This window comes from Streptomyces sp. NPDC002619, assembly GCF_042889305.1.
Lineage (GTDB): Bacteria > Actinomycetota > Actinomycetes > Streptomycetales > Streptomycetaceae > Streptomyces.
This window is the reverse complement of sequence record NZ_JBIAQV010000001.1, coordinates 747,169-773,304: the sequence shown is the minus strand read 5'-3', so window position 1 is coordinate 773,304 and position 26,136 is coordinate 747,169. Positions and strand designations below refer to the sequence as shown.

At 71.5% G+C, this 26,136-nt stretch carries 23 protein-coding genes; 8 read left to right on the top strand and 15 right to left on the bottom strand.

Going from position 1 to position 26,136, the window contains the following annotated elements; genetic code table 11:
* Positions 1–56: 56 nt before the first annotated feature.
* Together ACFYXB_RS03785 and ACFYXB_RS03780 are read left to right on the top strand one after the other, a co-directional pair.
* Positions 57–1,595 carry an alpha/beta hydrolase gene (locus ACFYXB_RS03785; RefSeq protein WP_389577305.1) on the top strand — a complete coding sequence of 513 codons (1,539 nt, stop codon included), beginning with the start codon at positions 57–59 and terminating at the stop codon, positions 1,593–1,595.
* Positions 1,596–1,729: 134 nt separating this feature from the next.
* Positions 1,730–3,277, top strand: coding sequence for an alpha/beta hydrolase (locus ACFYXB_RS03780; protein ID WP_389577303.1), 1,548 nt, complete (start codon positions 1,730–1,732; stop codon positions 3,275–3,277).
* An 89-nt stretch (positions 3,278–3,366) separates the two neighbouring features.
* On the opposite strand, the gene moeZ is transcribed toward ACFYXB_RS03780, so the two are convergent.
* The 13 genes from moeZ to ACFYXB_RS03715 all read right to left on the bottom strand — a co-directional run bounded on the left by moeZ (position 3,367) and on the right by ACFYXB_RS03715 (position 18,426).
* Positions 3,367–4,545 (bottom strand): adenylyltransferase/sulfurtransferase MoeZ, encoded by a 1,179-nt coding sequence (gene moeZ / locus ACFYXB_RS03775; RefSeq protein ID WP_351343871.1) that lies wholly within the window; start codon positions 4,543–4,545, stop codon positions 3,367–3,369.
* Between the two features lie 63 nt (positions 4,546–4,608).
* Positions 4,609–5,376 carry a spherulation-specific family 4 protein gene (locus ACFYXB_RS03770; protein ID WP_389577301.1) on the bottom strand — a complete coding sequence of 256 codons (768 nt, stop codon included), beginning with the start codon at positions 5,374–5,376 and terminating at the stop codon, positions 4,609–4,611.
* Complete coding sequence (locus tag ACFYXB_RS03765; RefSeq protein ID WP_389577299.1) at positions 5,364–6,323, bottom strand: NAD-dependent epimerase/dehydratase family protein; 960 nt, start codon at positions 6,321–6,323, stop codon at positions 5,364–5,366. The genes ACFYXB_RS03770 and ACFYXB_RS03765 overlap by 13 nt, the downstream gene beginning before the upstream one ends.
* A 67-nt stretch (positions 6,324–6,390) precedes the next feature.
* Positions 6,391–6,549 (bottom strand): hypothetical protein, encoded by a 159-nt coding sequence (locus tag ACFYXB_RS03760; protein ID WP_389577297.1) that lies wholly within the window; start codon positions 6,547–6,549, stop codon positions 6,391–6,393.
* Positions 6,546–7,898, bottom strand: a complete 1,353-nt coding sequence (locus tag ACFYXB_RS03755) for a hypothetical protein (protein ID WP_389577455.1) — start codon at positions 7,896–7,898, stop codon at positions 6,546–6,548. Before ACFYXB_RS03755 ends, ACFYXB_RS03760 begins: the two co-directional genes overlap by 4 nt.
* Positions 7,899–8,143: 245 nt before the next feature.
* Positions 8,144–9,826 carry a DUF3492 domain-containing protein gene (locus ACFYXB_RS03750; protein WP_389577295.1) on the bottom strand — a complete coding sequence of 561 codons (1,683 nt, stop codon included), beginning with the start codon at positions 9,824–9,826 and terminating at the stop codon, positions 8,144–8,146.
* A 213-nt stretch (positions 9,827–10,039) separates the two neighbouring features.
* Positions 10,040–11,665 (bottom strand): dipeptide ABC transporter ATP-binding protein, encoded by a 1,626-nt coding sequence (locus ACFYXB_RS03745; RefSeq protein WP_389577293.1) that lies wholly within the window; start codon positions 11,663–11,665, stop codon positions 10,040–10,042.
* Positions 11,662–12,660, bottom strand: coding sequence for an ABC transporter permease (locus tag ACFYXB_RS03740; protein ID WP_388497540.1), 999 nt, complete (start codon positions 12,658–12,660; stop codon positions 11,662–11,664). The genes ACFYXB_RS03745 and ACFYXB_RS03740 overlap by 4 nt, the downstream gene beginning before the upstream one ends.
* The gene (locus tag ACFYXB_RS03735; RefSeq protein ID WP_351343892.1) at positions 12,657–13,685 is read right to left on the bottom strand and encodes an ABC transporter permease; all 1,029 of its coding nucleotides are present in this window, start codon (positions 13,683–13,685) and stop codon (positions 12,657–12,659) included. The genes ACFYXB_RS03740 and ACFYXB_RS03735 overlap by 4 nt, the downstream gene beginning before the upstream one ends.
* Positions 13,686–13,734: 49 nt before the next feature.
* Entirely contained in the window at positions 13,735–15,453 is a 1,719-nt protein-coding gene (locus tag ACFYXB_RS03730) for an ABC transporter substrate-binding protein (protein ID WP_389577290.1), read from the bottom strand.
* Positions 15,454–15,641: 188 nt separating this feature from the next.
* Positions 15,642–15,737, bottom strand: coding sequence for an Ms4533A family Cys-rich leader peptide (locus ACFYXB_RS03725; RefSeq protein ID WP_351343896.1), 96 nt, complete (start codon positions 15,735–15,737; stop codon positions 15,642–15,644).
* Positions 15,738–15,793: 56 nt separating this feature from the next.
* The gene (locus tag ACFYXB_RS03720; RefSeq protein ID WP_389577288.1) at positions 15,794–17,347 is read right to left on the bottom strand and encodes a DUF3152 domain-containing protein; all 1,554 of its coding nucleotides are present in this window, start codon (positions 17,345–17,347) and stop codon (positions 15,794–15,796) included.
* Positions 17,348–17,355: 8 nt separating this feature from the next.
* Positions 17,356–18,426 (bottom strand): alpha/beta fold hydrolase, encoded by a 1,071-nt coding sequence (locus ACFYXB_RS03715; RefSeq protein WP_389577286.1) that lies wholly within the window; start codon positions 18,424–18,426, stop codon positions 17,356–17,358.
* A gap of 230 nt (positions 18,427–18,656) precedes the next feature.
* Between ACFYXB_RS03715 and ACFYXB_RS03710 the strand changes: the two genes are divergently transcribed.
* The 4 genes from ACFYXB_RS03710 (at position 18,657) to ACFYXB_RS03695 (ending at position 20,587) form a co-directional block, all read left to right on the top strand.
* The gene (locus ACFYXB_RS03710) at positions 18,657–18,890 is read left to right on the top strand and encodes a hypothetical protein (RefSeq protein ID WP_351343905.1); all 234 of its coding nucleotides are present in this window, start codon (positions 18,657–18,659) and stop codon (positions 18,888–18,890) included.
* A gap of 168 nt (positions 18,891–19,058) precedes the next feature.
* Positions 19,059–19,703 carry a TetR/AcrR family transcriptional regulator gene (locus ACFYXB_RS03705; RefSeq protein WP_351343908.1) on the top strand — a complete coding sequence of 215 codons (645 nt, stop codon included), beginning with the start codon at positions 19,059–19,061 and terminating at the stop codon, positions 19,701–19,703.
* A 173-nt stretch (positions 19,704–19,876) separates the two neighbouring features.
* On the top strand, positions 19,877–20,104 hold the full coding sequence (locus ACFYXB_RS03700; RefSeq protein ID WP_351343911.1) for a DUF3107 domain-containing protein: 228 nt from the start codon (positions 19,877–19,879) through the stop codon (positions 20,102–20,104).
* 210 nt (positions 20,105–20,314) lie between these two features.
* Positions 20,315–20,587, top strand: coding sequence for a hypothetical protein (locus tag ACFYXB_RS03695; RefSeq protein WP_389577283.1), 273 nt, complete (start codon positions 20,315–20,317; stop codon positions 20,585–20,587).
* 52 nt (positions 20,588–20,639) lie between these two features.
* Here ACFYXB_RS03695 and ACFYXB_RS03690 read toward each other — a convergent pair whose 3' ends face one another.
* Positions 20,640–21,395 carry a ferritin-like domain-containing protein gene (locus tag ACFYXB_RS03690; RefSeq protein WP_351343917.1) on the bottom strand — a complete coding sequence of 252 codons (756 nt, stop codon included), beginning with the start codon at positions 21,393–21,395 and terminating at the stop codon, positions 20,640–20,642.
* 479 nt (positions 21,396–21,874) lie between these two features.
* Between ACFYXB_RS03690 and ACFYXB_RS03685 the strand changes: the two genes are divergently transcribed.
* Positions 21,875–24,253, top strand: a complete 2,379-nt coding sequence (locus tag ACFYXB_RS03685; RefSeq protein ID WP_389577281.1) for a DEAD/DEAH box helicase — start codon at positions 21,875–21,877, stop codon at positions 24,251–24,253.
* 108 nt (positions 24,254–24,361) lie between these two features.
* The gene (locus ACFYXB_RS03680) at positions 24,362–25,243 is read left to right on the top strand and encodes an alpha/beta fold hydrolase (RefSeq protein ID WP_389577279.1); all 882 of its coding nucleotides are present in this window, start codon (positions 24,362–24,364) and stop codon (positions 25,241–25,243) included.
* Here the strand turns inward: ACFYXB_RS03680 and ACFYXB_RS03675 are convergent.
* On the bottom strand, positions 25,240–26,136 hold the full coding sequence (locus ACFYXB_RS03675; RefSeq protein ID WP_351344467.1) for an NYN domain-containing protein: 897 nt from the start codon (positions 26,134–26,136) through the stop codon (positions 25,240–25,242). The two genes, ACFYXB_RS03680 and ACFYXB_RS03675, sit on opposite strands and share 4 nt — an antisense overlap.

Sequence of the window (26,136 nt, the reverse complement as noted above, 5' to 3'; positions counted from 1 at the left end):
ACCCCGTACGGCCCGCGCCCCGAGCGGCCCGCCGCGCGCGACCGCAGGATGGGATCATGCCGAACCCCTTCCGGATCCGCGCCGCCCTGACCGCCGCCGTCCTGCTGCCCTCCCTGCTCGCGGGCTGCGGCGACGGTGCCACGCACGGGGATCTGACAGCGCAGAAGCTGGACTGGAAGGACTGCCCGGCCCCGTCCGAGGCGGAGGGCAGCGGCAGCGCCCCGTCCCCGCTGCCGGGCGGCACCCCCTGGCAGTGCGCCACCCTGAAGGTGCCGCGCGACTGGAGCGACCCCAAGGGCGACACCATCGGCATCGCCCTGATCCGGGCCAGGGCGAGCGGCCCCGCGAGCAAGCGGATCGGCTCGCTCTTCTTCAACTTCGGCGGCCCCGGCGGCAGCGGGGTCACCACACTGCCCGCCTTCAGCGAGGACTACGCGAAGCTGCGTACCCGCTACGACCTGGTGAGCTTCGACCCGCGAGGGGTCGGCCGCAGTTCACCCGTCGAGTGCTTGAGCGACGCACAGCTCGACGTGTACTTCCAGCAGGACGCGACGCCCGACGACAGCGCCGAGCGCACCCAGCTCCTGGATCGCACCAAGAAGTTCAACTCGGCCTGCGAGAAGAACTCCGAGAAGATCCTGCCGCACGTACGGACCACCGACGCGGCCCGTGACATGGACCTGATGCGCCAGGTTCTGGGCGACTCCAAGCTGCATTACTTCGGCATCTCCTACGGCACCGAACTGGGCGGTGTCTACGCGCACTTGTTCCCCAAGAACGTCGGCCGGGCCGTGTTCGACGGCGTCGTCGACCCCACGCAGAACCCCGAGCAGGTCTCGCTCGAGCAGGCCAGGGGCTTTCAGCTCGCGCTCGACAACTTCGCCGAGGACTGCACGTCGAAGACCACCGAATGCCCGATCGGCGACACCCCGCAGGACGTCAAGGACCGCATCGCCAAACTGCTCGCGGATCTCGAGAAGAAGCCGATCCCTGGCATCTTCCCGCGCGAGCTCACGCAGACCGTCGCGACCAACGGGATCGCTCAGTCGCTCTACTCCAAGGACTTCTGGGAGTACCTCACCGAGGGCCTGCAGGAGGCGTACGACGGCGACGGCAAGATCCTGATGCTGCTGTCCGACTCGTTGAACGGCCGCAGCGCGAACGGCGAGTACAGCAACATCACCGCGGCGAACGTGGCCATCAACTGCTCGGACGAGAAGCAGCGGTACAGCGCAGGCTTCGTCCAGCAGAAGCTGCCCGAGTTCCGCGCCGCCTCCCCGCTGTTCGGTGACTATCTGGCCTGGGGCATGGTCACCTGCACCGACTGGGCGGTGCCCGGCGCCGCCGACCACCCCGACGTGAGCGCGCCGGGATCGGCGCCGATCCTGGTCGTGGGCAACACCGGCGATCCGGCGACGCCTTACGAGGGCGCGCGCAAGATGGTGGACGCCCTCGGCAAGGGCGTCGGCGTCGAGCTGACGTTCAAGGGGCAGGGGCACGGCTCCTACGACAGCAAGAACAAGTGCGTGCAGGGTGTGGTGAACGGCTATCTGCTGGACGGGAAGGTGCCCGCGGCCGGAACGGTCTGCTCCTGACCCGCTACGGATTTCCGGAAAAATCGCAGGTCAAAGGGTTATCCACAGGCCGCCACCGGCGCGGCTTGATCCGCCTACTATGGCCTGACCGCTCTCCGCGACCGATGTGCTGAGAGCTTGCGAGGGGGGTGCGCATGTCGCGTTTCGTACGGTGGGCGGCCGTGGTCGCCGCAGCGGCGCTGGTGGCCGGGTGCGGTGGCGGCTCGTCAGGTGGGGGCGGGGACAAGGGGAAGGACACGTCCGGCGCTCCGTCGGCGCCGCAGGCCGGCACGTCCGCCGTCGCCCTGCCCTCCTCACTCACGTCGCAGAAGCCCGACTGGGGCCGCTGCAAGGGCACGACGGACTCCGCCGCGCCGAGCGGCGACTGGCAGTGCGCGACGCTCAAGGTCCCGCTGGACTGGGCCAGGCCGGACGGCGCGACCATCGGCCTCGCGTTGATCCGGGCCCGCGCCACCGGGGGGGACCGCATCGGCTCGCTCCTCTTCAACTTCGGCGGGCCGGGCGGCTCGGGCGTGTCGACGATGTCGTACTACGCGGCCACGGTCTCCGAACTGCGCAAGCGGTACGACCTCGTGAGCTGGGACCCGCGCGGGGTCGGGGCCAGCGAGGGCATCCGCTGCCGCGCCGACCGGGACATCAGGGCGGCCGAGACGATCGACGCCACCCCGGACACCCCGGCCGAGGAGAAGGCGTACTTCCAGGACGCGACCGACTTCGGCAAGGGCTGTGAGCGGGCCGCCGGCAAGCTGATGGCCCACGTCTCGACGACCGACACGGCCCGCGACATGGACCTGATGCGCCAGGTCCTCGGCGACGCGCGGATGCACTACTTCGGCATCTCGTACGGCACCGAACTGGGCGGCGTCTACGCCCACTTGTTCCCGAAGAACGTGGGGCGGCTGATCCTCGACGCCGTGGTCGACCCGAGCGCCGACTCGGTGGGCCACGCCGAGAACCAGGCCAGGGGGTTCCAGCGGGCCCTCGACGACTACCTCAAGTCCACCGGCCAGGACCCGAAGCAGGGCTCACGGAAGATCGCCGCCCTGCTGAAGCGGATCGACGCCGAGCCCCTGCCCACCTCGTCCGGCCGGAAGCTGACCCAGAGCCTCGCGGTGACCGGCATCGTCCTGCCCCTGTACAGCAAGGCCGGCTGGCCGACGCTGACCAGCGCCCTGAACTCGGCGGAGCAGGGGGACGGTTCGCGACTGCTGTCGCTGGCCGACGAATACAACGACCGTGACTCCTCGGGTCACTACGGCACGACGACCCACGCGCAACGGGTCATATCGTGCTTGGACGACAAGCAGCGGCCCACGCTCGAGAAGACGAAAGGGCTGCTGCCGGAGTTCGAGAAGATCTCGCCGGTGTTCGGGGACTTCCTCGGCTGGGACACGGCCGGGTGGTGTCACGACTGGCCGGTGGCCGGGCAGTACGACACCCCGGAGGTGAGCGCACCGGGCGCGGCGCCGATCCTGCTGGTCGGCAACACCGGCGACCCGGCGACGCCGTACGAGGGTGCCCGCAGGATGGCCGACGAACTGGGCAAGGGCGTCGGTGTGGAGCTGACCTGGAAGGGCGAGGGACACGGGGCGTACGGCAACGGGAACGAGTGCGTGGACTCGACGGTGAACGCGTACCTGCTCAGCGGCACGGTGCCGAAGGACGGCAAGGTCTGCTCGTAGCGCCCGAGGCCCGCGCGGCACTCGGGGCAGCGGAAAGGGGCCCGGCACACCAGGTGCCGAGCCCCTCCGGGACCGGGGATGACTCGCGTCTAGTAGACCGGCTTGCTCGGCTCGATCTGGTTGACCCAGCCGATCACGCCGCCGCCGACGTGCACGGCGTCCGCGAAGCCCGCGGACTTCAGCACGGCGAGGACCTCGGCGCTGCGGACACCCGTCTTGCAGTGCAGGACGATCTTCTTGTCCTGCGGGAGGGTCTCCAGGGCGCTGCCCAGGAGGAACTCGTTCTTCGGGATCAGCTTGGCGCCCGGGATGGAGACGATCTCGTACTCGTTCTGCTCACGGACGTCGATGATCTCGATGTTCTCGCCGTCGTCGATCCACTCCTTGAGCTGCTTGGGAGTGATCGTGGAGCCGGCGGCCGCCGCCTGGGCCTCCTCGGACACGACGCCGCAGAAGGCCTCGTAGTCGATGAGTTCGGTGACGGTCGGGTTCTCGCCACAGACCGCGCAGTTGGGGTCCTTGCGGACCTTGACCTGGCGGTACTGCATCTCCAGGGCGTCGTAGATCATCAGTCGGCCGACCAGCGGCTCGCCGGTGCCTGTGAGGACCTTGATCGCCTCGGTGACCTGGATGGAGCCGATGGACGCGCACAGCACGCCCAGGACGCCGCCCTCGGCGCAGGAGGGGACCATGCCCGGGGGCGGGGGCTCCGGGTAGAGGCAGCGGTAGCAGGGGCCGTGCTCGGACCAGAAGACCGAGGCCTGGCCGTCGAAGCGGTAGATCGAGCCCCACACGTAGGGCTTGTTGAGCAGCACGCAGGCGTCGTTGACCAGGTAGCGGGTCGCGAAGTTGTCCGTACCGTCGACGATCAGGTCGTACTGGCTGAAGATGTCCATCACGTTGTCGGCCTCGAGCCGCTCCTCGTGAAGGATCACGTTCACGTAAGGGTTGATGCCCTTGACACTGTCGCGCGCCGACTCGGCCTTGGAGCGGCCGATGTCGGACTGACTGTGGATGATCTGGCGCTGCAGGTTCGACTCGTCGACCTCGTCGAACTCCACGATGCCGAGCGTACCGACGCCCGCCGCGGCCAGGTACATCAGCGCCGGCGAGCCCAGGCCGCCCGCGCCCACACAGAGCACCTTGGCGTTCTTCAGCCGCTTCTGCCCGTCCATCCCCACGTCGGGGATGATCAGGTGGCGGGAGTACCTGCGGACCTCGTCTACGGTGAGCTCAGAAGCTGGCTCGACCAGGGGTGGCAGCGACACGGGGACTCCGTTGGTCGGTCAATCACTACGTTTGTTCTCTCTGTAACACTGCCATGGCCTTCTTCATTCCGAGACACCCGTTCCGATCCGCGAGACGATTTCGTCCCAGTAACCGGGCATCGTCTCCCAGGGGTCGGTGCGGTCGGTGCGGTCGGTGCGGTCGGTGCGGTCGGTGCGGTCGGTGAAGTAGATCGTGGCGGCTCCCTGCCAGCGTGCGATGCGCAGTGCCTCGTCCAGGTGGCCGCGGGGAACGCCGTGCACGAAGTGGCAGAAGCGGTCGGGCGGATAGTCGGCGGTCCACTCGGCGACCTGCGACCAGCGGTACTCGGTCCAGGGGCCGGAGAAGGTCACCAACTGGTCGGCGTTCTCGGCGTAGCCCGCGTGGGGATGGCTGCCGTGGCCGAGGACGATGTGGGCGTCGTCCCGCAGCGCCCGCAGGGCGGTGACGGCCCGCCGGACCTCGGGGAGCGCCGTCCGTTCGGTGGGACAGCGGTCCAGGAGGAAGCCGTCGACCCGGTACCAGTCGACGTAGAGCCGCGCGTCGGTGAGGAGGTCGCCCACGGGCCGGGCGCCGTACGCCGTGTCGAGATGGCCGAGCACGCGGACGCCCGCGTTGCTCAGTCTGCCGGCCGCCTCCAGGCAGTGCGGGTCGGGGCGGCTGCCGGGTCCGCCCGCGACATTGAGGACGACCCAGTGCAGGGGTGTGCCGGGCCGGGTGAGTTCGGCCCACTCGGCAGGAGCGACGAGGGGGTGGGCGTAGCCGGGGATACCGAACGCGGTGCTGAAACCTGTGCTCGTGGTGCCCGGTTCGGCGCTGGTCAGATGCGGCATGCCGCCTCCATCCAGATGTCTGCGAGGGACTCTTCGAGGTTGATCCGGGGCCGCCAGCCGAGCCGGTCGCGTGCGGTGCGCACGTCGGCCTGCTGCCAGCTGCCGCAGCCGTCGGGGTACGGGTACGCGATCGGGGCCGCATGGTCGGATTCGCCGCGGGGGTGGCCGATGGATGTCCGTAGGGGGCCGGGAGGTCCGTCGAGTTCGTGCAGGGTGCCGCCGTATCCGGCGACGCGGGCGAGGACTGCGGCGGCGTCCCGGAGGCGGACGGCACGGCCCGAGCCGATGTTGATGACCCCCTGTGCGGCGGAGAGGGAGGCCGCGTGCACGGCGCGGGCCACGTCGCGAACGTCGATGAAGTCGCGCTGGGCGCCCAGGCCGGCGAGCTTGAGTTCGCCGTCGCCGGACTGCATGGCGCGGCGCATCGCCTCGGCGAGCCGGCCGAGCGGGGAGCCGGCCGGGGTGCCGGGTCCGGCGGGTGAGAACACCCTCAGGACGACGGCGTCCAGGCCGGCGCCCAGGACGAGTTCGGTGGCGGCGAGTTTACTGACGCCGTACGGGCCGCCGGGGCGGGGGACGGCGTCCTCGGCCGTGGAGGAGCCGGGCTGGCTCGGGCCGTACTCGGCGCTGCACCCGATCTGCACCAGACGGGCGCCGCAGCCGCTGCGGCGCAGGGCCTCGCAGACGGTGGCCACGGCGACGGTGTTGTGCCGGGTGAGTTCGCGGGCGCCGCCGCGGGTGGCGCCGGCGCAGTTGATGACGACGCCGGGGTGGACCGCGTCCAGGAAGCGGGTGAGCGCGCCGGGGCTGCCGCTGGCGAGGTCGAAGCGGACGTCGGCGTCGTCGCCGCGGCCGAGTGCGGTGAGCTGGACGGCCGGGTCGGCGAGCAGGCGGTCGGCGACGAAGCGGCCGAGGTAGCCGTTGGCTCCGATCAGCAGGACCCTCATCGGGCGGCTCCCGGGGTGTGCGCACCGGCTGCTCCGGTGGCTCCGGATGCTCCGGGTCGGGAGGTGGTCATCTGGTCTTCTCCTTCAAAGGGGTGATGCGGTTGCCTCCGGCGGTGGGGCCGAGCGCCTGCGGCAGGGGGCGGAAGCGGCCCTGAGCAGGGCTGCTGTGCGGCGGGGGCGGGTGCCACGGCGTGGGTGCGGTCCGGGCGGGTGCGGGCGGGTTCACGTCTGCTCTCCCGTCGGCGCGTGGGCCGAGGCCCGGGTCAGGGTGCGGGTCGCGTGGAACAGCAAAGTCAGGGCGGCTGCGGTGCAGGCGAGCGTCGGGACGCTGCCGGTGCCCCGGTTGTCCACGAGGGCCCGGACCGGTGCGGCGAGGAAGGAGCAGCCAGGGAGGTGGCCGGCGAGGACCAGGGCGGGCGCCAGTGCCTCGGCAGTGGCGGCCGCGGCGAGAGCGAGGGTGGCCGAGTGGGCCCGGTGGTGGACGGTGAGGAGGCGGGCGAGCAGGAGCAGGGCACCCAGGGCGAGGGTCTCGGGGTAGGCCGCGGGCTCGTCCAGGGCCGCGGCGGACAGGGCGGCGAGGGCCGCGAGGGCGCACAGGAACAAGGCGAACGCGCCGAGCAGCAACGGTTGTACGGCGGCGGAGAACTCCTCCAGGCCGCGGCTGGCCGTGAGCCTGCGGCGGGCGTGGGTGGCGAAGAGGTGGGCGCTCCAGGCCGCCGGGGGGCAGGAAAGGGTGAGGGCCAGGACGGGTGCGGCGGCCATGGGCCAGGGGCCGTCCGGGGTGCCGTTCGGCAGGGCGTCGGGGCCGCCCCCGACGGCGGCACCGAGCAGGCCGTCGCCGAGGAGGGCGTATCCGAGGAGCCACCAGGTCCATGCGTGTGTCGGCGTGGTGTGCCGCCACACGCGCGTGCCGGGGGGTGTGCCGAGCGGGCCCCGCCGGAGCGCCGCGCGCACGCCGAGACTCACGGCGAGGACACCGGTGGCGGCCACCAGGAAGCGGGTCCGGCCGTGGGTGAGATGCAAGCCGGCCACGGTTGCTGCGCACAGCACGCCTGGCAGGAGGGCGAGCAGGGCCCAGTCGGCGCGGGCCCGGGGAGCTTCGGTGGCTGTGGGCCGGGGGCGGGGTTCGCCGTCGTGGGGGACGCGCGCGTACATCTCCTCGGCGAGGGAGAAGACGTCGCGGTGGCGGAAGCGGGCGGCGGTGCGGTCGCTGACGCCGTGCGCCTCGAGTCCGGCCGCGATCTCCAGCGGGTCCACGGCGTGTTCGCACAGCTCGCGGTGACGGTGCATCAGCGACTTCACGGGGTCGGCAGCACCGCGTCGGCCGGCGGGCCTGCGGCCCTTGCCGTCCTCCGGGTCGGCCGTGAGCCTCGTCCGGACCGCAGCTCCGGCCTCGCTGGGGAGGCCGGGTTCGCAGGGGGACTCCGGTTTTCCGTGCGGCCCGTCGGCGAATTCCGGACCGTCGGCGAGTTCAGGACCATCGGTGGGTTCCGGACCATCCGCGAGTTCCCGGCCGTCCGTGAGCTCCGGACCGCCCGCGAGATCCCGGCCACCCGCAAGCCCCGAGCCGTCCACGAGATCCCGGCCACCCGCAAGCTCCGGACCGCCCGCAAGCCCCGGACCGCCCGCGAGATCCCGGCCACTCGCAAGCCCCGAGCCGTCCACGAGATCCCGGCCGCCCGCGAGTCCTGGGCCACCCGCGAACCCTGGGCCGTCCGCGAGTTCCGCGTCGCCCTCGACGGCCGACCGGCCTTCCGACTGCGCGTCCCACGCGTCGGGGCTGTCCAGGGTGTCCGAACGGTCGAGTTTTCCCAGGCCGCTCATCGCGCGCCCTCCGAGGTCGCGAGGCGTGTGGCCCGTACGGGGGTGTCTGAGGCTGCCCAGGTGGGGCCGCCGCGGGCGACGACGCGTGTCGGGGATCCGGTCCAGCGCCCCGGGATGTGGGCCTCGGCGGGGGTGGCAAACGGCAGGGGTTCGCCGGCGTCGTCGAGGACGACACGGCGAACGGGGCAGTGGGCGACGATCTCGAGGTAAATGCCGTGAAATGCCGTGATGTTCTGCTCGACGGTGAACAGTTCGAGCGCGCGGGCGCGGGCGGCCGCGCCCAGGCGCTCGCGGCGCTCCGGGTCGCGCAGCAGCGCCACGCACGACTCCGCGAGTGCCCGTGGATTGCGCGGGGGCACGACGAGGCCGGTGCCGCCGATGACCTCGACCACCGCGCCGACGTCCGTGGACACGGTCGCGCGGCCACAGAACATCGCCTCGACCAGGCTGATCGGGAAGCCCTCGACGACACTGGACAGGACGACCACGGCGCCCGAGGCGTAGGCGTCGGCGAGGGTCGGGGCCTCCGGGCCGCCGATCTCATCGAAGCTCACGGGGTTGTCGCCGACCGCGTGGACGCCCTCGGCCTCGTCCGGGAAGAGCTGTGCGGCGAGCGCCCTGCAGTGGCCCAGGTAGACGCGCCCCTCGGCGCCGGTCGGGGCGCCCAGGATCCGCAGCCGGGCCTTGGGTTCGGCCTTGCGCACCTCTGCGAAGGCGTGCAGCAGCGACACCAGGTCCTTGGCGGGCTCGACCCGGCCGACCCACACGAGCATGTCCGGGTCCCCGCCGTCCGGGGACTCGCCGGCCTCCGTGAAGCGGGACGCCTCCATGCCCGGGTGGACGGTGCGGATCTTGGTGCGGTCGGCGCCGCAGCGCTCCTGCCAGCGCCGGGCGTGCGCGTTGCCGGGCGTGACGATCGCGGCGCGCCGGTAGACCTCGCCGGCGAGTCCTCGGTGGAAGGCGGCGAGCAGGGCCCGTACGGACGGGGCGTCCTGGCCGGCACCGGCGGCGAGGTAGTGCGAGCGCAGTTGCACGCCGTACTCGGTCACCAGCAGGGGCACGCCGCAGAAGTGGCGGGCGAGCAGCCCGGGCAGGGCCGCCGGACCGCCGGCTGTCGCGTGGCACAGGTCGGCCGCGCCGAGGGCGTCGTCCGCGTACCAGTCGAGGGAGAGGGGGCGCAGGACGCGTTCGAGATGGGCGGCGACGGTGAGCAGTTCGGGTACGCGGGCCTCACGCGCGGCGCGCAGGGCACCGGGTGCGCGGCAGGCGCGCTCCAGGGCTCGTACGGCGGTTTCGGAGCGGAGCGCTCCCACCAGTCCGCCTTCGTCGCGGGCCAGTTCGGCGAGTCCGTACAACGCGCCGGCGAAACGGTCCGCCTGGTCGTCCGACCCGGCACACACGGCCCCGGCGAGCTCCGTATAGCACTCGGTGAAACGCCGTCGCGCACGGCGCCCGTAGCCGGCGCTGTCGGCCTCGGCGGTCCACAGCGGCGCCGTACGCACCCGGCTGACGTGCGGCGGGAGCGGAATCCAGCCCTCGTCCTCCTGTCGCCGGGTGCGGCTGAGCGCGTAGATGTCGAACTCGTGCTGCCCAAGCCCGCGTACGAGCCGGTCGCACCAGAGTCTGGCGTCACCGCTCACATACGGATAGCCACCCTCCGTAAGCAGTCCGATGCGCACGTGTGCACCCCCGATCTCCTGTATGGGGAGCCGCCGTTGTCCCGGCGGCTCGCAGCGGGACGAACGTAAGCGGACGGGGCGGTGGCGCGATGGACGGTTGTCCATCGCGCCACCAAAAGGGGTGAACGGTCGTAACTTTCCCGTGCGGGTCGCGTTCTGTCGCGCTAGGAGATCAGGCGCGTACGGATCGTCACATCCGGATGCTCTCCAGGCCTATGCCGCGGACAGTTCCCGCCGCACGGCCCGCCGTTGGGCCGCGACCTCGGGGTCGAGGGCGGGCACGGCGGCCAGGAGCTGCTTGCTGTAGGGGTCCTGCGGGGAGTCGTACACCTCGTCGGCGGGGCCGGACTCGACAATCCGGCCCCGGCGCATCACGGCGACCCGGTCACTGACCTGGCGGACGACGGCGAGGTCGTGCGCGACGAAGACCAGCGCCAGTCCGAGTTCCTGCTGCAACTCGCCGAGCAGGGCCACCACCTGGGCCTGCGTGGTGACGTCCAGCGCGGAGACGGGCTCGTCGCAGACAATGACGCGCGGGTCGGCCGCGAGCGCCCGCGCGATGCCCACGCGCTGGCGCTGTCCGCCGCTGAACTCGTGGGGGTAGCGGTCGTAGTGCGCCCCCTCGAGCCCCACGCGCTCCAGCAGTTCCGTCACGCGCCCCCTGATGCGCCCCTCGTCCCTCCACTCTCGGTTTTGCTCGAGCGGGGGGACCCCCATCCCCCGCGCGCGAAGCGGGTCGGCGATGGATTCACCCACGCTGCGGCGGGGGTTGAGGGAGGAGACGGGGTCCTGGAAGACCATCTGCACGGCCGGGTTCACGCCGGTGTGCGGGCGGCCCTCGTAGCGGATCGCGCCCGCCGTCGGCTCCAGCAGTCCGACCAGCATGCGGCCCAGGGTCGTCTTGCCGCTGCCGCTCTCGCCGACGATGCCGAGGGTCTCGCCGCGGCGGATCGTCAGCGACACGTCGTCCACGGCCGCGAACGCCCGCTTCCCGCGCCCGAATTCGCGTCTCAGGCCGGTGGCCTCCAGAACGACCTCGTCGGTCGCCCGTGAGGCGCTGCGTGGCGCGTCCACGCGCGGGACGGCGCCGAGCAGTTCGCGGGTGTACGCGTGCGTGGGCGAGCCGAGTACGGCGGACACCGGGCCGTGTTCGACCGCCTGACCGTGCCGCATGACCAGCACCTCGTCGACGCTCTCGGCGGCGACGCCCACGTCGTGGGTGACGAGCAGCAGGCCCGTGCCGGTCTCCTCGCGCAAGGTGTGCAGCAGGTCGAGGATCTGGGCCTGGACGGTCACGTCCAGTGCGGTGGTCGGTTCGTCGGCGATCAGCAGGTCCGGCTCGCAGGCGAGCGCCATGGCGATCAGGGCGCGCTGGCGCATGCCGCCGCTGAACTCGTGCGGGCGGGCACGGGACCGCCGCCGTGCGTCCGGAATTCCAACCCGGTCGAGAACCTCGACGGCACGCGCGCGTGCCGCCCGTCGCGAGGCGCGCGTGTGCACGCGGTACACCTCGGCGATCTGGTCGCCGATCGCGTAGTACGGGTCGAGCGACGACAGCGGGTCCTGGAAGACCATGGCGGCCCGTCCGCCGCGCAGCCGCCGCAACTCCTGGTCGGACGCCCGCTGTACGTCGGTGCCGGCGACGTGGACCGAGCCGCCGACCCGGGCTCCCGTGCCGTGGTGCAGTCCGAGCAGCGCGGCGGCGACCGTGGACTTGCCGGAGCCGGACTCGCCGACCAGGGCCAGGGCGGCGCCGCGCTCGAGCCGGAACGACAGCCCGTCCACGGCCCGCAGGGTCCCGAACTCGACCGTCAGGTCCGTGACTTCCACCAGGCTCATACGAGTACCACCCGTCGGTCGGCCACCGCGTACAGCACGTCCGCGACGGCGTTGGCGATGACCACGAAGAATCCGATGACCAGGACCATGCCGACGACCACCGGAAGGTCGACGACGGTCACCGCGTGGACCAGTTCCTGGCCGATGCCGGGCAGTCCGAAGAGGGTCTCGGTGAGGACGGCGCCGCCCACGGCCGCTCCGAAGTCGTTGGCGTTCAGGGCGATGACCGGGGCCAGTGCGCCCCGCAGGGCGTGCCGGCCGACGATCGACCGCTCGCCGACGCCGTAGGCCCGGAAGGTGCGGATGTGGTCCTCCGCGAGCGTCTCCAGCATCGATGCCCGGGTCAGCCGGGCGAAGAAGGCGGCCTCACTGAGGGCGAGCGTGAGCCACGGCAGCAGGAGGTTCCAGGCCCACTGCTCGGGGTCGTCGGTGAAGGCGACGTACTGCGGGAAGGGCAGCAGTTCCAGCTGTCCGCAGATCACGATCATCAGGACGAGGCCGATGACGAACACAGGCGTGGCGATGCCCGCGAGGGTGACACCGGTCAGCGCGCGCTCGCTGAACCGGCCGCGCCGCCAGGCGGAGAGCACGCCGGTGCCGACGCCCAGCACGAGCCAGAGCACCATCGCGCCGGCCACCAGCGACAGGCTGACGGGCAGCTTCGTGAGGATGATCTGCGTGACCTGCTGGTCGCTCTGGTACGACAGTCCCAGGCAGGGCGCCGAGCAGTGCCCGACGGACGTGCCGGTCGAGTAGTCCTGGCCGACAACGATGCCCTCCAGGAAGTGCCAGTAGCGCAGGTACAGCGGGTCGTCGAGCCGCAGCTGCTGGGCGACCTGGTGCACCTGTTCCGGCGAGCAGCGCGGGCCACAGGTGATCTGGGCGACGTTGCCGGGTGTGGCGTAGAAGACGATGTAGATGATCACCGAGATGGCGAACAGGGTGAGTACGGCGCCGAGGACACGGCGCAGGGCGAAACCGCCGAAGCCGGTCATGCGGCGCCCTCCTTCCGTACCGGAGCCACGGTCGCGGCATCGGCCTCGCGCCTGCGGCCCGTGCCGACGCGCAGGCGGGAGGCCGCGCGCGGGTCGAGGGCGGTGCGCACTCCGTCGCCGAGGACGGTGAGGGCGAGCACGGTCACGAACAGGGCGCTCGCGGGGAGCAGCAAATACTGCGGCGCCGCCGCGTACCAGACGTCGGCCGAGGTGAGCATCTCTCCCCAGGACGGTGTCGGCGGCTTCACGCCGACACCGAGGAAGGACAGGGCGGCCTCGATGGCGATGTTGCTGGGCACCATGAGCGCGGCGTAGGTGATGACGGGCGCGGCGAGGCCGGGCAGCAGTTCCCGGCGGGCGATCCGCCAGGTACTCCAGCCGCTGAGCCGGGCGGCGGCGACGTAGTCGAGTTCCTTGAGGGTGAGGGTCTGGGCGCGGGTGATCTTGGCGATGGTGCCCCAGGCGACCAGGCCGATGACGAGCGAGACGAGCACCGGGCGCGGGAAGCTGCTGGGCACGATCGCCAGCAGCGCCAGCGCCATGATCATCAGCGGCATGGCGACGATGATGTCGGTGACCCGGCTCAACAGTTGATCAACCCATCGGTTGCCGAGTCCGGCCGCGACGCCGACGACGACGCCGATGAGGACCTGCACCAGGGTCGCCGCCAGGGCGACGCCCAGCGAGACCCGCGCGCCGTACGCGAGGCGCGCGAACAGGTCGCGGCCCGTCTGCGGTTCGACGCCGAGCCAGTGGTGGGCACCGAGGCCGCCGAACGAGCCGATGGGCACGCCGCCGCGCGCGGAGTCGACGAGGGCAGGGTGGTACGTGGTCGGGTCCTGGCCCTCGATCGCGGTGAGCAGCGGCGCGGCGAGCGCGACCAGGACGAGCAGCGCGACGACGCCCGCCGCGACGAGGGCGGCGGGCTGCGCGCGCAGCCGCCGCCAGAACTGACGAGCCCCGGAGGCCGCCGGGACGGAGGTGTCCGTCCCGGCGGCCTGGGAGGCCACAAGGGCATCGCTCATGACTGGTTGACCGCCATGACTGGCATGACTGTGTGGTTGATCGTCATGACTACTTGACCGCGACCTGCGAGATGTCGAGCACACCGGTCCAGTCGCTGATCACGATGTTCTTGACGTCCTTGCCGTACAGACGCTTGTAGACGGGGTGGAACAGCGGCACGGTCAGGGCCTGCTCGCCGATCTTCTTGTCCAGTGCACCCCACCGCTTGGCGGCAGCGTCAAGGTCGGTCAACTTGTTGATCGCGTCTATCTCGTCATTGACGGACTTGTCGTTCAGCAGGCCGGTGTTGAAGTTCGCACCGTCCTTGACGATCTGCCGGCCGTCGAAGATCGGGGCGAGGAACGGACCACCGGAGGGCCAGTCGGCACCCCAGTGGGCGAGGAAGAAGCCGGGCTCGGTCTTGACGTTGTGGATCTTGTCCGAGTAGTCGTTCTCCTCCAGACCCTGGAGCTTGACCGTGATGCCGGCCTTCTTGAGCGCGTCCTGGATCGCGGTCGCGATCTCCGGGCTGGTCTCGAAGTCCTTGCTGTTGGAGTGGGTCAGGGTCACCGTGAGCCCGTTCTTGTAACCGGCCTCCGTCAGCAGTTCCTTGGCCTTGACCGCGTTGCCGGCCTTGCCCGCCGGGAACAGGTCGTACGGCGTGTAGCCGAAGGACTTCTGGTTCGGCAGGTAGGTGGTGGCGGGCTCGGCGAGGGCCGAACCGCCCGCCGCGTTGATCACGGACGACCGGTCGATGGCGTACGAGATCGCCTGCCGCACCTTGACGTTGTTGAACGGCTTGACCGTCGGGTTGAACGCGATGTAGTTCGTGTAGCCGAAGTGACCGGTGCCGACACGCATGGCCAGCTCCTTGTCGCCCGTCACCTTGGCGAGTTCGGCCGGACCGAGGTTGGTGTCCGTGGTGACCGCCGCGGCGTCCGCACCCTGGGACGCTGACAGCCGCTGGTTGATCACCGAGGAGTCGAGGCCGGAGCGCACGTCGATGGTGTCCGGGTAGGCCTTGCGCTCGGCGTCGACGGACGCCGACCAGTAGGTGTTGCGCTCCAGGACGAGGTGCTCGCCGTCGTTCTCGTTCTTGACGACCTTGTACGGGCCGGACGAGACCGGGTGCTCCTCGTACTTGGTGCCGGTGTCCTCGGCCTTCGGGACAGGCGTGAACTGGGTCTGCGTGGCCAGGTACGGGAACTCGCCCTCGGGCTTGTTCAGGTGGAAGACGATGGTCCGCTCGTCCGGCGTCTCGATCGCCGACAGGGCCTTCTTGTCCTTGTACGGCCCCTGGTAGTCCGCCGCACCGACCAGCCAGTCCCTCAGATAGGGGGCGCCGCCGGAGAGTTCGGGGGCGAACGAACGCTCGATGCCGTACTTGATGTCGGCCGTGGTGATCGGGGTGCCGTCCTCGTACTTGAGGCCCTGCTTCAAGGTGTACGTCCACACGGTCGCGTCCTTGTTGGGGCGCCCGGTGTCGGTGGCGAGGTCGGGGACGACCTCGGCGCCGGCCGCGCCGTTCTCGCGGTTGCGGGTGGTGAGCGTGCGGAAGACCAGGGACGGCACGTTGCCGCCGCCGGACGTGTACAGGCGGGCGGGGTCGAAGTCCTGCTGCGGGTTGGAGTTCAGGACCGTGAGCGTGCCGCCCTTCTGGGGCGCGGAGCCGCTGCCCGAGCCCTTGGCATCGTTGTCCTTCGGCCCGCAGGCGGCAGTGCCCGCTGCCACGACCAGGCCGACGGATGCCGCTGCCACGCGGCGGGCTATGACGGACGATTGACGCATGGGAATGACGACCTCTCGGGGTAGCTCTAGAGTCCGATGTCTCGCGGCATCTTGAATAGCGAGACAAGTGGACGAGGGGTGAGACGAACGTGAACAGACGTCTGCCCCGGCGCCGGGTCGTCGATAAGCCGTGACAGGGCCACGGTGAGGGTGGTGAAGGGTCGCGACGCGAACGTCAGGGGCGGGCGTCAGCGACAGTGGATGTCGGCCACGCAGAGTGCGGTCACGCCGATCAGCGCCAGCTCGATGGCGGCGCGCTTCGTGACGGCATGACGGGACCACATGGGCAGAAATATGAACGAACATTCTGCTCATGTCAACGTGACCCCTGTGCCGCCCGTCAACTCCCGGGATAGGGCCAGGGGTTGGGTAGACAGTGGATTCCGTCGTGGTCGAGGAACTTGGTCTGCTGCTGCATGACCGGGGCGAGTCCGCCGTCCTTCTCGCAGGTGACGTGGCCGTAGCCAAGGCGGTGGCCGACCTCGTGGTTGATCAGCATCTGCCGGTACGCGTGAATCTCGTCACCATAGGTCTTCGCACCCTGTGCCCACCGGTACGCGTTGATCATCACGCGCTCGGTGGAGGCCGAGTCGCACGACACGTTGTCCTCGGTGGTGTCGAGGCCCGACTTGGCGCACCAGTCGGCGGTGGTGCCGGGGCTGGCGAGCGTGATGACGAAGTCGGGCTTGCCGGAGTCGACGCGCTCGAAGGTGCGGGCGCCGTCGTGGGCCCAGCTACGGCGGTCGTTGAGCGTCTTCTGCACGGCCTGGGCGAAGAGCTCCCCGTCCAGGCCGAGTCCCCGCTCCACGTCCACGCGGTAGGTGTACTTGCGTCCATTGCCGGGCGCCCTGGCGGTGCCCGGGACCGCGTCGAACTTTCCCGAGCCCTTCAGCTTGGGCCCGAGGGCGTACTTCTCGGCCATCTTCTGGTCGTACGTCAGCGTGACCGCGCCTGGCGCCGCCGACGGTGTCGTACGGCCGTCACCGCGCGAGGCGGAGCCGTGGGCGTCGCGGCCCTGGTCGTTGGCGGACTGCGCCCGCACGTCGGTGCCGTCGTGCTCGTCGGTGACGTGCCCGGCGACGATCACCGCGAGCACGGTGGTGACAGCGGCGGCAGCCATCCCGGTGAATGCCCGCCCCTTGCCGCCCTTGGCCTGCACGGGCACGCTCGTGGGTGGTACGTCTTCGTCGGCGCCGGTCTCGTCCGTCGCGGGGGCGGCGTCGGGGTCGTACGACTCGACACGCTGGGCGCCGATCTTGGGCCGGGGCGCGAAGACGTCAATGTCATCGTCGGAGCCGCCGGAACCGTCGGCATCGCCGGCGTCGAAGGCGTCGATGTAGTCCTGTCGGGGCATCCCCGCCCGGCGCTGCCGCGGTAGGGCCACCCCGGGCCCCGCACCCGACCCCGGCACCACCCCCGCCCGCCCCCTGAACTCGCCCCGGCCACCCCCGGTTTCACGCACCTCGGGGTGCTCACCACGGGCCTGCGGGATGCCGCGAGCGGGGGTGCCGTCGGGCAACCGGGGGACGCCATGGGCGGGAGTGCCATCAGGCAGCCGGGGCACCCCACGCGCGGGCGTGCCATCGGGAAGACGCGGCATGCCACGCGCGGGCGTACCGTCGGCGAACCGCGGCACGCCACGCGCAGGCGTGCCGTCGCGGAACCCCGGGCCCCCGCCCACTGGCGACGGCCCAGCCACCGGCGACGGCCGCTGCCCGGGCAACGATCCCGGCCGCCCGTCAACCGGCCCCGGCGTCTCCCCCGGTCGCCCGGCCCGCATCGCGCCCGGCGCGGCCTGGGCCTCGGGTACGCCGGAGTCCTGCGCTCCTCGTCCTGCGGTTATTTCCGCGGCGTCGCCCTTGGCGGCAGGCCCGCGGCGGCTGTGGCGTCCCACGTCGCCCCTCAGCTCCCCGCGCCCGCACCGGGACCGGCGCCTGGACCGGTGCCTGATCCAGTGGCCCCGGCATCGTTGCCGGCCACAACGGAACGCCCCACACCCGGAGTCCGAGCCGCCCCCAACTGCCCTGCATCCGCGAGGAGTTCCCGGAACGCCCCGGCCACCGTCTCCGGGTACTCCATCATCGCGACGTGCCCGGCGTCCGGCAGGGAGAGGAGGCGGGACTCGCGGAAGGAGCGTGCCGCCTTCTGGGCCATGCGGTAGCCGATGAGCCGGTCGCGGCCGCCGTAGATCAGGAGGGTCGGGGCGAGGACGCGCTCGGCCTGGCGCCACAGCCCGTGCTGGCCGCCCAGCGTGTACGCGTTCACCAGCCCGCGCGCGGACCGTGCCATCGCGTCCCAGAAGTACGGCAGTTGAAGCCGTCGCTCCAGTTCCTCCACCGCGTGCTGGAACGCCTCCGGCGTGACCCGCCCGGGGTCGCCGTAGCACAGCCCCAGGACACCGCGGACGCGCTGTTCGGCCGTCCACTCCCGGCTGACGCGGGTGAACAGGGAGGCCACTCCGGGCATGCCCAGCAGCGCCGTCGGCATGGCCGTGCGCTGCACGCGCAGCTCCGGGAGTGCGGGAGAGACGAGGGTGAGGGTCCGTACGAGATCCGGACGCACCGCGGACACGCACGTGGTGACCGCGCCGCCCAGCGAGTTGCCGAACAGGTGCACCGGGCCGCGCCCGGCCGCGTCGAGATAGCGGATCACCGCGCGCGCGTGCCCGGTGACCGAGTAGTTCCCGTCGTCCGGCGGCGGGGAGTCGCCGAAGCCGGGCAGGTCGACCGCCTCGCCGTGGACGACGCCGTCGAGCTCGCGCATCAGCGCCGACCAGTTCTGCGACGAACCGCCGAGCCCGTGGACGTACAACGCGGGCGGCAGGCCCTCGCGCGCGGGTGGCCTCGACCGGATCGACAGCGTGACCCCCGGCAGCCCCACCGACCGCAGCCGCTCGCCCTTCGCGACCCTTACGCGCGCTGCCTTCGGAAGGACACTGGTGGCCGGCACGGACGGCAGCTCGGTCGAAGACATGCGGCAATGTTACGAGACGATCACGCCGTGATTCGTGTGTTCGCCATCACAGATCGGCGCCGTCGTCGCGCGCGTGTCACCGCGCGAGCCATCACGGGCCACCACGGGTTACGCGGTGAACGAGGGCCGATGCCATGGCGTCCGCATCGGCTGTCTCCTACGCTCGTACAGAGGGCACCGGTATGTGGCCCCTGCTTCTTCCAGGGATGTTCGTAGGAAGGGAGCCCACCATGGCCTATGACCCCAGCGATCCCGAGACGATCGAGGACCTCCAGGTCGAGGGTGTTCTCGAGGCCCCGGAGATCGACGTCGAGGCCCCCGAGGGCGACGCCGCCGAGCAGCTCGCGGATGTCTCCCAGGACCACGACGACCCCCTGACCGGCGTCCAAGCGGACCGCGCGAACGAGGCCGACCTCATCGAACAGGCGCGTGTCGTGTCCCTCGACGAGGACGACTACCGCTGACATCGGTGAGGACACGGGGAGTGACCTGCCCCAGTTCAGGGACCTCTGTACGGCTTTCGCCACCGTCCACCACGTGAAATTCTGCGCTCGCACCGCGCACACCACGGTTACCGAAAAGTACGATGGCCGCGCGGCGCACACCGCACGTGGACGATTTTGGGAGGCGGCGTGACAGCCATCGAGCAGACAGAGGCGGCGCGCCCGCGGGGCACTCGCCTGCCGCGCCGAGCCCGACGCAACCAGTTGCTGGGCGCCGCCCAGGAGGTCTTCGTGGCCCAGGGCTACCACGCGGCCGCCATGGACGACATCGCCGAGCGCGCGGGCGTCAGCAAGCCGGTGCTCTACCAGCACTTCCCGGGCAAGCTCGACCTCTACCTGGCACTGCTGGACCAGCACTGCGAGGCGCTGATCCAGTCCGTACAGCACGCGCTCGCGTCGACGACCGACAACAAGCAGCGCGTCCGGGCGACCATGGACGCCTACTTCGCGTACGTCGAGGACGACGGCGGCGCCTTCCGTCTGGTCTTCGAGTCCGACCTGACGAACGAGCCCGCGGTGCGCGAGCGCGTCGACAAGGTCACCAACGACTGCGCCGAGGCGATCTGCGACGTCATCGCCGAGGACACGGGCCTGTCCCGGGCCGAGTCGATGCTGCTCGCCTCCGGCCTCGGCGGACTCGCCCAGGTCGTCGCGCGCTCCTGGCTGCACAGCGACCGCAGTGTGCCGCGCGACCAGGCGGTGCAGCTGCTGACGTCGCTGGCCTGGCGGGGCATCGCGGGATTCCCGTTGCACGGGATCGAGCAGTCCCACTGACGCCCGGGCAACCGGCCGGCCCCGGCCGCCTGGCGCCTGCCGCGTTTTGTTCCCGGCCCCTGTTCGCTCCTGGCGTTCTCGCGCGGAGCGTGTACGTCCTCTCACCGGGCTAATGTGTGCTGGGTACGGCGCGGAAGTTCGCGCACTTCACTGACCGTCGGAGGGACATAGCCGTGGAGGTCAAGATCGGCGTGCAGCACGCGCCCCGCGAGATCGTTCTGGAGAGCGGTCAGAGTGCGGAGGACATCGAGCGCGTGGTGGCCGAGGCGCTGGCCGGAAAGACGCAGCTGCTGAGCCTCGAGGACGAGCGCGGCCGCAAGATCCTGGTCCCCGCGGACCGGCTGGCGTACGTCGAGCTCGGCGAGCCGACCGTCCGCAAGGTGGGCTTCAGCGCGCTGTAGTCCGCTGTAGCCCGTACGAAGGACGTCGTCCGCGCGTGGACGCGGAGCGGAAGGGCCCCGTGGCGACCGGCCACGGGGCCCTTCCGCGTGCGTCCGCGCTTCACATCCGGGACACAAGTCGCGCACAGGGGAGGATTGCATTCCGCAGGTCACGGGTATGACGCGCTACGACCGCGAAGCGCGGGCCGGCCGTGTGGGAGGGACCCCGTCATGATCCTGGAAGCTCTCGGCTCGGCGCTGCTCGGAGTGCTGCTGGCCTGGGCCGCGGTGCACCGTCTGGCGCACCGGCTGCCCGCCCGGGTCCTCGTCTTCGGCACGGGTGTGGCCGGAGCCCTCTTCGGTGACTTCGTCACCCACAGCGCCCTGGGCCCCGGCTCGGCCGCAGTGAACCTCCTCGGCGCGGCGGTGGTCTCCGCGGCCTCGCTGTCGCTGCTGCTCCGCCCGGCGGGCCGCCGGCTGCGCCGACGATCAGCCCCGGCGTGAGCCCGAAGGCTCCGCCGGACCGCTACCAGGACAGCACCGGACCGTCGACCAATCAGGCCGCGAGGCCCAGCGCCGCCATCCGCTTGGTGTGCGCCTCGGTGATGCGGGAGAACATCCTGCCGACCTCGGCGAGGTCGAAGCCGTCCGCCACGCCGCCGACGATCATCGTGGACAGGGCGTCCCGGTCGGCGACGACCCGCTGGGACTGCGACAGCGCCTCGCCCATCAGACGTCGGGCCCACAGGGCGAGCCGGCCGCCCACGCGTGGGTCGGCGTCGATCGCCGCGCGCACCTTCTCCACGGCGAAGCCCGCGTGCCCGGTGTCGTCGAGGACGGCCAGCACGAGTTCGCGCGTGTCGGCGTCGAGGCGGGCGGCGACCTCCCGATAGAAGTCGCTGGCGATCGAGTCGCCGACGTACGCCTTGACCAGGCCCTCCAGCCAGTCCGAGGGCGCCGTCTGCTTGTGGAAGCTGTCGTAGGCCGCGACGAACGGCTCCATCGACTGGGTCGGCTCCGCGCCGATCTCCGTGAGCCGGTCCCGCAGACGCTCGAAGTGATGGAACTCGGCCGACGCCATCTTGGCCAGCTCCGCCTTGTCCGACAGCGTCGGCGCCAGCTTGGCGTCCTCCGCGAGCCGCTCGAACGCCGCCAGCTCGCCGTACGCGAGCGCGCCGAGGAGGTCCACCACCGCGGCACGGTACTGCGGGTCGGCGGAGGCCTTGGCCCAGTCCTGGGCGGCTACACCGGTGGGCCCGGCAGGGGCGGCGGAGGCGGCTGAGGCGTTGTCAGGCTTGTCAGAGCTCGTCATGAAGCGCACAATAGCCCGCTCGTCGCGCCGTGGAAGCCCCTGGTCAACCACTGTGACGACGACTACGTGACCAAATCGGCCATCACGTGTGCGCGATTCCGGGGTATGGTGGTAATGCGCCTGCTGGTACGTAGCCGTACCTCGACAGGCCGCACGTATGAGGATGCCCGGTCGGTGGCCCGATCGGCTCCGACCCGACAGCCCTCCTGGACCGTACGGCACTGTGCGTACGACAACCGGAGGGACCCTCAGCGGTTCGAGCGCTAGAGCGTTGGCAGTGGTCCCGTGTCTTACGGCCCGCCCGTAGGGGCGGCCGACGTCCCCCGGCACGGTTCGACACGACCCCCGCGCTCGCCTCGCACCGCACACACAGAAGAGGCAGCACCCTGACTACGACGTTTCGAGAACTCGGAATCCTTCCCGAGACCGCCGAGGCCCTGGAGGCCGTCGGCATCATCAACCCCTTCCCCATCCAGGAGATGACGCTCCCGGTCGCCCTCTCGGGCACGGACGTCATCGGCCAGGCCAAGACCGGCACGGGCAAGACCCTCGGTTTCGGCCTCCCGCTCCTCGAGCGCGTCACCGTCCCCGCCGACGTCGAGGCCGGACGCGCCGCTCCCGAGGCCCTCACCGACGCCCCGCAGGCGCTCGTCGTCGTCCCCACGCGCGAGCTGTGCACGCAGGTCACCAACGACCTGCTGACCGCGGGCAAGGTGCGCAACGTGCGCGTCACCGCGATCTACGGCGGCCGGGCCTACGAGCCGCAGGTCGAGGCCCTGAAGAAGGGCGTCGACGTCGTCGTCGGCACCCCGGGCCGGCTGCTCGACCTCGCGGGCCAGAAGAAGCTCGACCTCAAGCACGTCAAGTGCCTGGTCCTCGACGAGGCCGACGAGATGCTCGACCTGGGCTTCCTGCCCGACGTCGAGAAGATCATCGACATGCTCCCGGCCAAGCGCCAGACGATGCTGTTCTCGGCCACGATGCCGGGCGCGGTCATCGGCCTCGCGCGCCGCTACATGTCCCGGCCCACGCACATCCGCGCCACGGCGCCGGACGACCAGGGCGCGACGGTCGCGAACATCAAGCAGTTCGTCTACCGCGGGCACTCCATGGACAAGCCGGAGATGATCGCCCGCATCTTGCAGGCCGACGGCCGCGGACTCGCGATGATCTTCTGCCGTACGAAGCGCACGGCCGCCGACATCGCCGAGCAGCTCCAGCACCGCGGGTTCGCCTCCGGCGCGGTCCACGGCGACCTCGGCCAGGGCGCACGCGAGCAGGCGCTGCGCGCGTTCCGCAACGGCAAGGTGGACGTCCTCGTCTGCACCGACGTCGCCGCGCGCGGCATCGACGTCGAGGGCGTGACCCACGTCATCAACTACCAGTCCCCCGAGGACGAGAAGACATACCTGCACCGCGTCGGCCGTACGGGCCGCGCGGGCGCCAAGGGTACGGCGATCACGTTCGTCGACTGGGACGACATCCCGCGCTGGCAGCTGATCAACAAGGCGCTGGAGCTGGACTTCAACGACCCGGTGGAGACGTATTCCACCTCGCCGCACCTCTTCGAGGACCTCGGCATCCCGGCGGGCACCAAGGGTGTGCTGCCGCGCTCGGAGCGCACGCGCGCCGGGCTGGAGGCGGAGGAAATGGAGGACCTGGGCGAGACCGGTGGCCGCGGTGCGCGCGGTCGAGGTGGCCGGGGTGGTCGCGGTGGCCACGACGAGGCTCGGTCCGCCGAGCGTGAGCGTCCGGAGCGTTCGCAGCGCCGTCGCCGCCGTACGCGTGGCGGGACTTCGCTCGGCTCCGAGTCGGTGGAGGCGCCGGTCGCCGAGGTCATGACCGAGGAGGAGGCGACGGCGACCCGTACGCCGCGCCGCCGTCGCCGCACCCGTGCCGGGGCGTCCGAGTCGGTGCCGGCGGCCACGCCGGTAACCGCGTCGGCCGAGGCGGCCGTGGAGACGGCGGAGGGTCCGGCCACGCTGGACGCCCCCGAGAAGCCGCGCCGCCGCCGCACCCGCAAGTCGGCGGAACAGGCGGTGACGCCGGCCGAGACCCCGATCGTCGAAACCCCGGTGGTGGAGACCGCGGTGGTCGAGCCCACGGTGGCCGAGGAACCGGCGGAGGCGAAGCCGCGCCGCCGTACGCGCAAGGCCACGGAGGCGGCCGAGACGGCCGTCGCCACGGCCGAGGGCACCGACGAGGCTCCGGCGACGAAGCCCCGCCGCACCCGCAAGACGGCGGCTGCCGCCGAGGCGGCGGTCGACACGGCCGAGGCCACGGAGCCGACGCCGCGCCGCCGTACGCGCAAGGTTGCGGCTGCCGCCGAGACCGCGGTGGACACGACCGAGGCCGCCGAGGCCAAACCCGGTCGGACGCGCAAGACCGCCGCTGCCGCCGAAGCCGCGGTGGACACCGCCGAGGCCGTCGAAGCCAAGCCCCGCCGCACGCGCAGGGTGACCGCTGCCGTGGACACGGCGGAGAGTGCCGAGGCCAAGCCGCGGCGGACGCGCAAGACCGCCGCTGCCGCCGAGGCCGCCGTGGACAGCGCCGAAGGTGCCGAGGCCAAGCCCCGCCGCACCCGTAAGACGGCGGCCGCCGCCGAGGCCGTTGTCGATGTCGACGGTGTCGAGGTCGAGGCCAAGCCCAAGGTCCGGCGGACCCGCAAGGCCGTTGCCGAGGCCGTGATCGCCGAGATCCCGGCGCAGGCCACCGGCGAGCCGGAGGTCAAGCCGCGGCGTCGTACGCGCAAGGCGACCACCACCGTCGCCGAGGCCCCGGGCGAAGCGGTCGAGGCGAAGCCGAAGACGCGCCGCACCCGTAAGACCGCGGCGGCCGTGGAGGCCCCGGAGGCCTGATCCGCACCTGCAATGCCCGGACGGCCCGGCCCACTTCATGTGGGACCGGGCCGTCGGTGTTCTCCCCCACGACGACGAGCCGCCATCCACGCCGGATAGCCTCTGCACATGAGCAGGCCTCCCAGCTTCGTCCCGCCCCCCGGCACCCGCGCCTACGCGCTGCGTACCGGGCGCGGTGAGTTCGCCGTCGTCGACGCTCCCGTGGCCGACGGGGTCGAGCCCAGGGGCGTGGCGCTGCTCCTGCCCGGGTTCACCGGGAGCAAGGAGGACTTCAATTCGCTGATCCCGCCGCTGACGGAGCGCGGGTACCGGACGGTCGCCGTGGACGGGCGGGGCCAGTTCGAGTCGGGCGGCCCGGAGCACGACGAATCCGCTTACGCACAGGAGGAGTTGGCGAGGGACGTACTCGCGCAGGCGGAGGCACTCGGCACGTCCGTGCATCTGCTGGGCCACTCCCTCGGCGGGCAGATCTCGCGCGCGGCCGTGCTCCTCGGCCACTCACCGTTCCGTTCCCTGACCCTGATGTCCTCGGGACCGGCGCAGATCTCCGTCCCCCAGCAGCAGCGTGTGAAGCTCCTGCGGGACGCGCTCCGCGTGATGTCGATGGCCGAGGTGTGGGACACGATCCAGGCCATGGAGCCGCCGGAGGAGACGGAGACCGGCGCACTCGACGCCGGGCTCGACGACCGGGCGGATCTGCGGCGGCGCTGGCTCGGCAACAAGCCCGCCCAACTCCTCGCCACCGGCCGACAGTTGTGCACGGAGCCGGACCGCGTCGCCGAACTCGCCGCCGTACCGCTGCCGTTCCACGTCCTGTCGGGCTCGCGCGACGACACCTGGCCGGTGCCCCTGCTGGACGACATGGCCGTACGGCTCGGGGCCCGCCGGACGATCGTCGAGGACGCCGAGCACTCGCCGAACACCGATCAGCCGCTCGCCACGGCCCGTGCGCTGGCCGACTTCTGGGACGCGGCAAACGGCAGGGCCTAGTACTGCGTCTGCACGTGCTCCCAGAAGCCGTCCCGCAGCGCGCGGCGCAGGTCGGCCTGGCCGCGCAGGGAGTACTGGAGCAGACCCTCGGCCTCGACGAGGAGGTCCTGGTCGACCGGGCCGGGCAGGTAGGGGTGGCCCGGCAGCAGTTCCGCGAGGGCTTCGCGGCCCCGGGCGGACAGCCACTTCGCCGCGATCTGGGCGCCGACGAAGCGGACGTCCTCGCGGGTGGGCCGGCTCGTCGTGGCGTCGTAGGCGGGGACGGTGGTGCGCCGGGAGACGTACGGCTTGAAGAAGTCGAGGTCGAAGGTGCGCTGGCTGTCGACCTCCCAGAGCAGCGGTTCCGCCTGGTTACGGCCTTCGGGTGCCTCGATGCCCCAGAGGTGGACGCGGGCGCCGTACCCCTGCGCCGCCTCCACCGCCGACACGAGGTCCTCGTCACCGCCGATGAGCGCCGCGTCACTGATGGCGCGGTGGCGGGCCAGGGACTCCAGATCGGTGCGGATGAGCGAATCGACGCCCTTCTGCTGGTTGTTGGCGTTGAGGTTGCCGAGACGGACCTTGACGTCGGGGAGTTCGGCGATGGACTGCTGCTCGGCGGTGTGGATGCGGCGCCGGGCGCCGTCGTACCAGTAGACCCTGAGCAGTCTGCTGTCCGCGAAGATCGTGCGGGCGCGGTCGATCAGCGCTTCGATCAGGCCCTCCGCGTCGAGGTCGAAGGCGCGGCGGTCCTCCGTCCCGGCGACCAGCCTGCCCGCCGCCGCGTACAGATAGCCCGCGTCGACGAAGATCGCATGGGTCGAGGGCGTCTTCGCCACTTCGGCGAGCATGCGTGTCAGCAGCTCGTTCGTGCGGTCGATGCGGGCCTGGAGGGCCGAGAGGTCGTCGTTCAT

Excerpts from the sequence above, each read along its gene's own strand:
- ACFYXB_RS03785 (WP_389577305.1), top strand. The coding sequence starts at position 57 with ATGCCGAACCCCTTCCGGATCCGCGCCGCCCTGACCGCCGCCGTCCTG.
- ACFYXB_RS03780 (WP_389577303.1), top strand. The coding sequence starts at position 1,730 with ATGTCGCGTTTCGTACGGTGGGCGGCCGTGGTCGCCGCAGCGGCGCTG.
- ACFYXB_RS03770 (WP_389577301.1), bottom strand. The coding sequence starts at position 5,376 with ATGCCGCATCTGACCAGCGCCGAACCGGGCACCACGAGCACAGGTTTC.
- ACFYXB_RS03765 (WP_389577299.1), bottom strand. The coding sequence starts at position 6,323 with ATGAGGGTCCTGCTGATCGGAGCCAACGGCTACCTCGGCCGCTTCGTC.
- ACFYXB_RS03745 (WP_389577293.1), bottom strand. The coding sequence starts at position 11,665 with ATGAGCCTGGTGGAAGTCACGGACCTGACGGTCGAGTTCGGGACCCTG.
- ACFYXB_RS03740 (WP_388497540.1), bottom strand. The coding sequence starts at position 12,660 with ATGACCGGCTTCGGCGGTTTCGCCCTGCGCCGTGTCCTCGGCGCCGTA.
- ACFYXB_RS03735 (WP_351343892.1), bottom strand. The coding sequence starts at position 13,685 with ATGAGCGATGCCCTTGTGGCCTCCCAGGCCGCCGGGACGGACACCTCC.
- ACFYXB_RS03730 (WP_389577290.1), bottom strand. The coding sequence starts at position 15,453 with ATGCGTCAATCGTCCGTCATAGCCCGCCGCGTGGCAGCGGCATCCGTC.
- ACFYXB_RS03725 (WP_351343896.1), bottom strand. The coding sequence starts at position 15,737 with ATGTGGTCCCGTCATGCCGTCACGAAGCGCGCCGCCATCGAGCTGGCG.
- ACFYXB_RS03715 (WP_389577286.1), bottom strand. The coding sequence starts at position 18,426 with ATGTCTTCGACCGAGCTGCCGTCCGTGCCGGCCACCAGTGTCCTTCCG.
- ACFYXB_RS03710 (WP_351343905.1), top strand. The coding sequence starts at position 18,657 with ATGGCCTATGACCCCAGCGATCCCGAGACGATCGAGGACCTCCAGGTC.
- ACFYXB_RS03695 (WP_389577283.1), top strand. The coding sequence starts at position 20,315 with ATGATCCTGGAAGCTCTCGGCTCGGCGCTGCTCGGAGTGCTGCTGGCC.
- ACFYXB_RS03690 (WP_351343917.1), bottom strand. The coding sequence starts at position 21,395 with ATGACGAGCTCTGACAAGCCTGACAACGCCTCAGCCGCCTCCGCCGCC.
- ACFYXB_RS03685 (WP_389577281.1), top strand. The coding sequence starts at position 21,875 with ATGACGCTCCCGGTCGCCCTCTCGGGCACGGACGTCATCGGCCAGGCC.
- ACFYXB_RS03680 (WP_389577279.1), top strand. The coding sequence starts at position 24,362 with ATGAGCAGGCCTCCCAGCTTCGTCCCGCCCCCCGGCACCCGCGCCTAC.
- ACFYXB_RS03675 (WP_351344467.1), bottom strand. The coding sequence starts at position 26,136 with ATGAACGACGACCTCTCGGCCCTCCAGGCCCGCATCGACCGCACGAAC.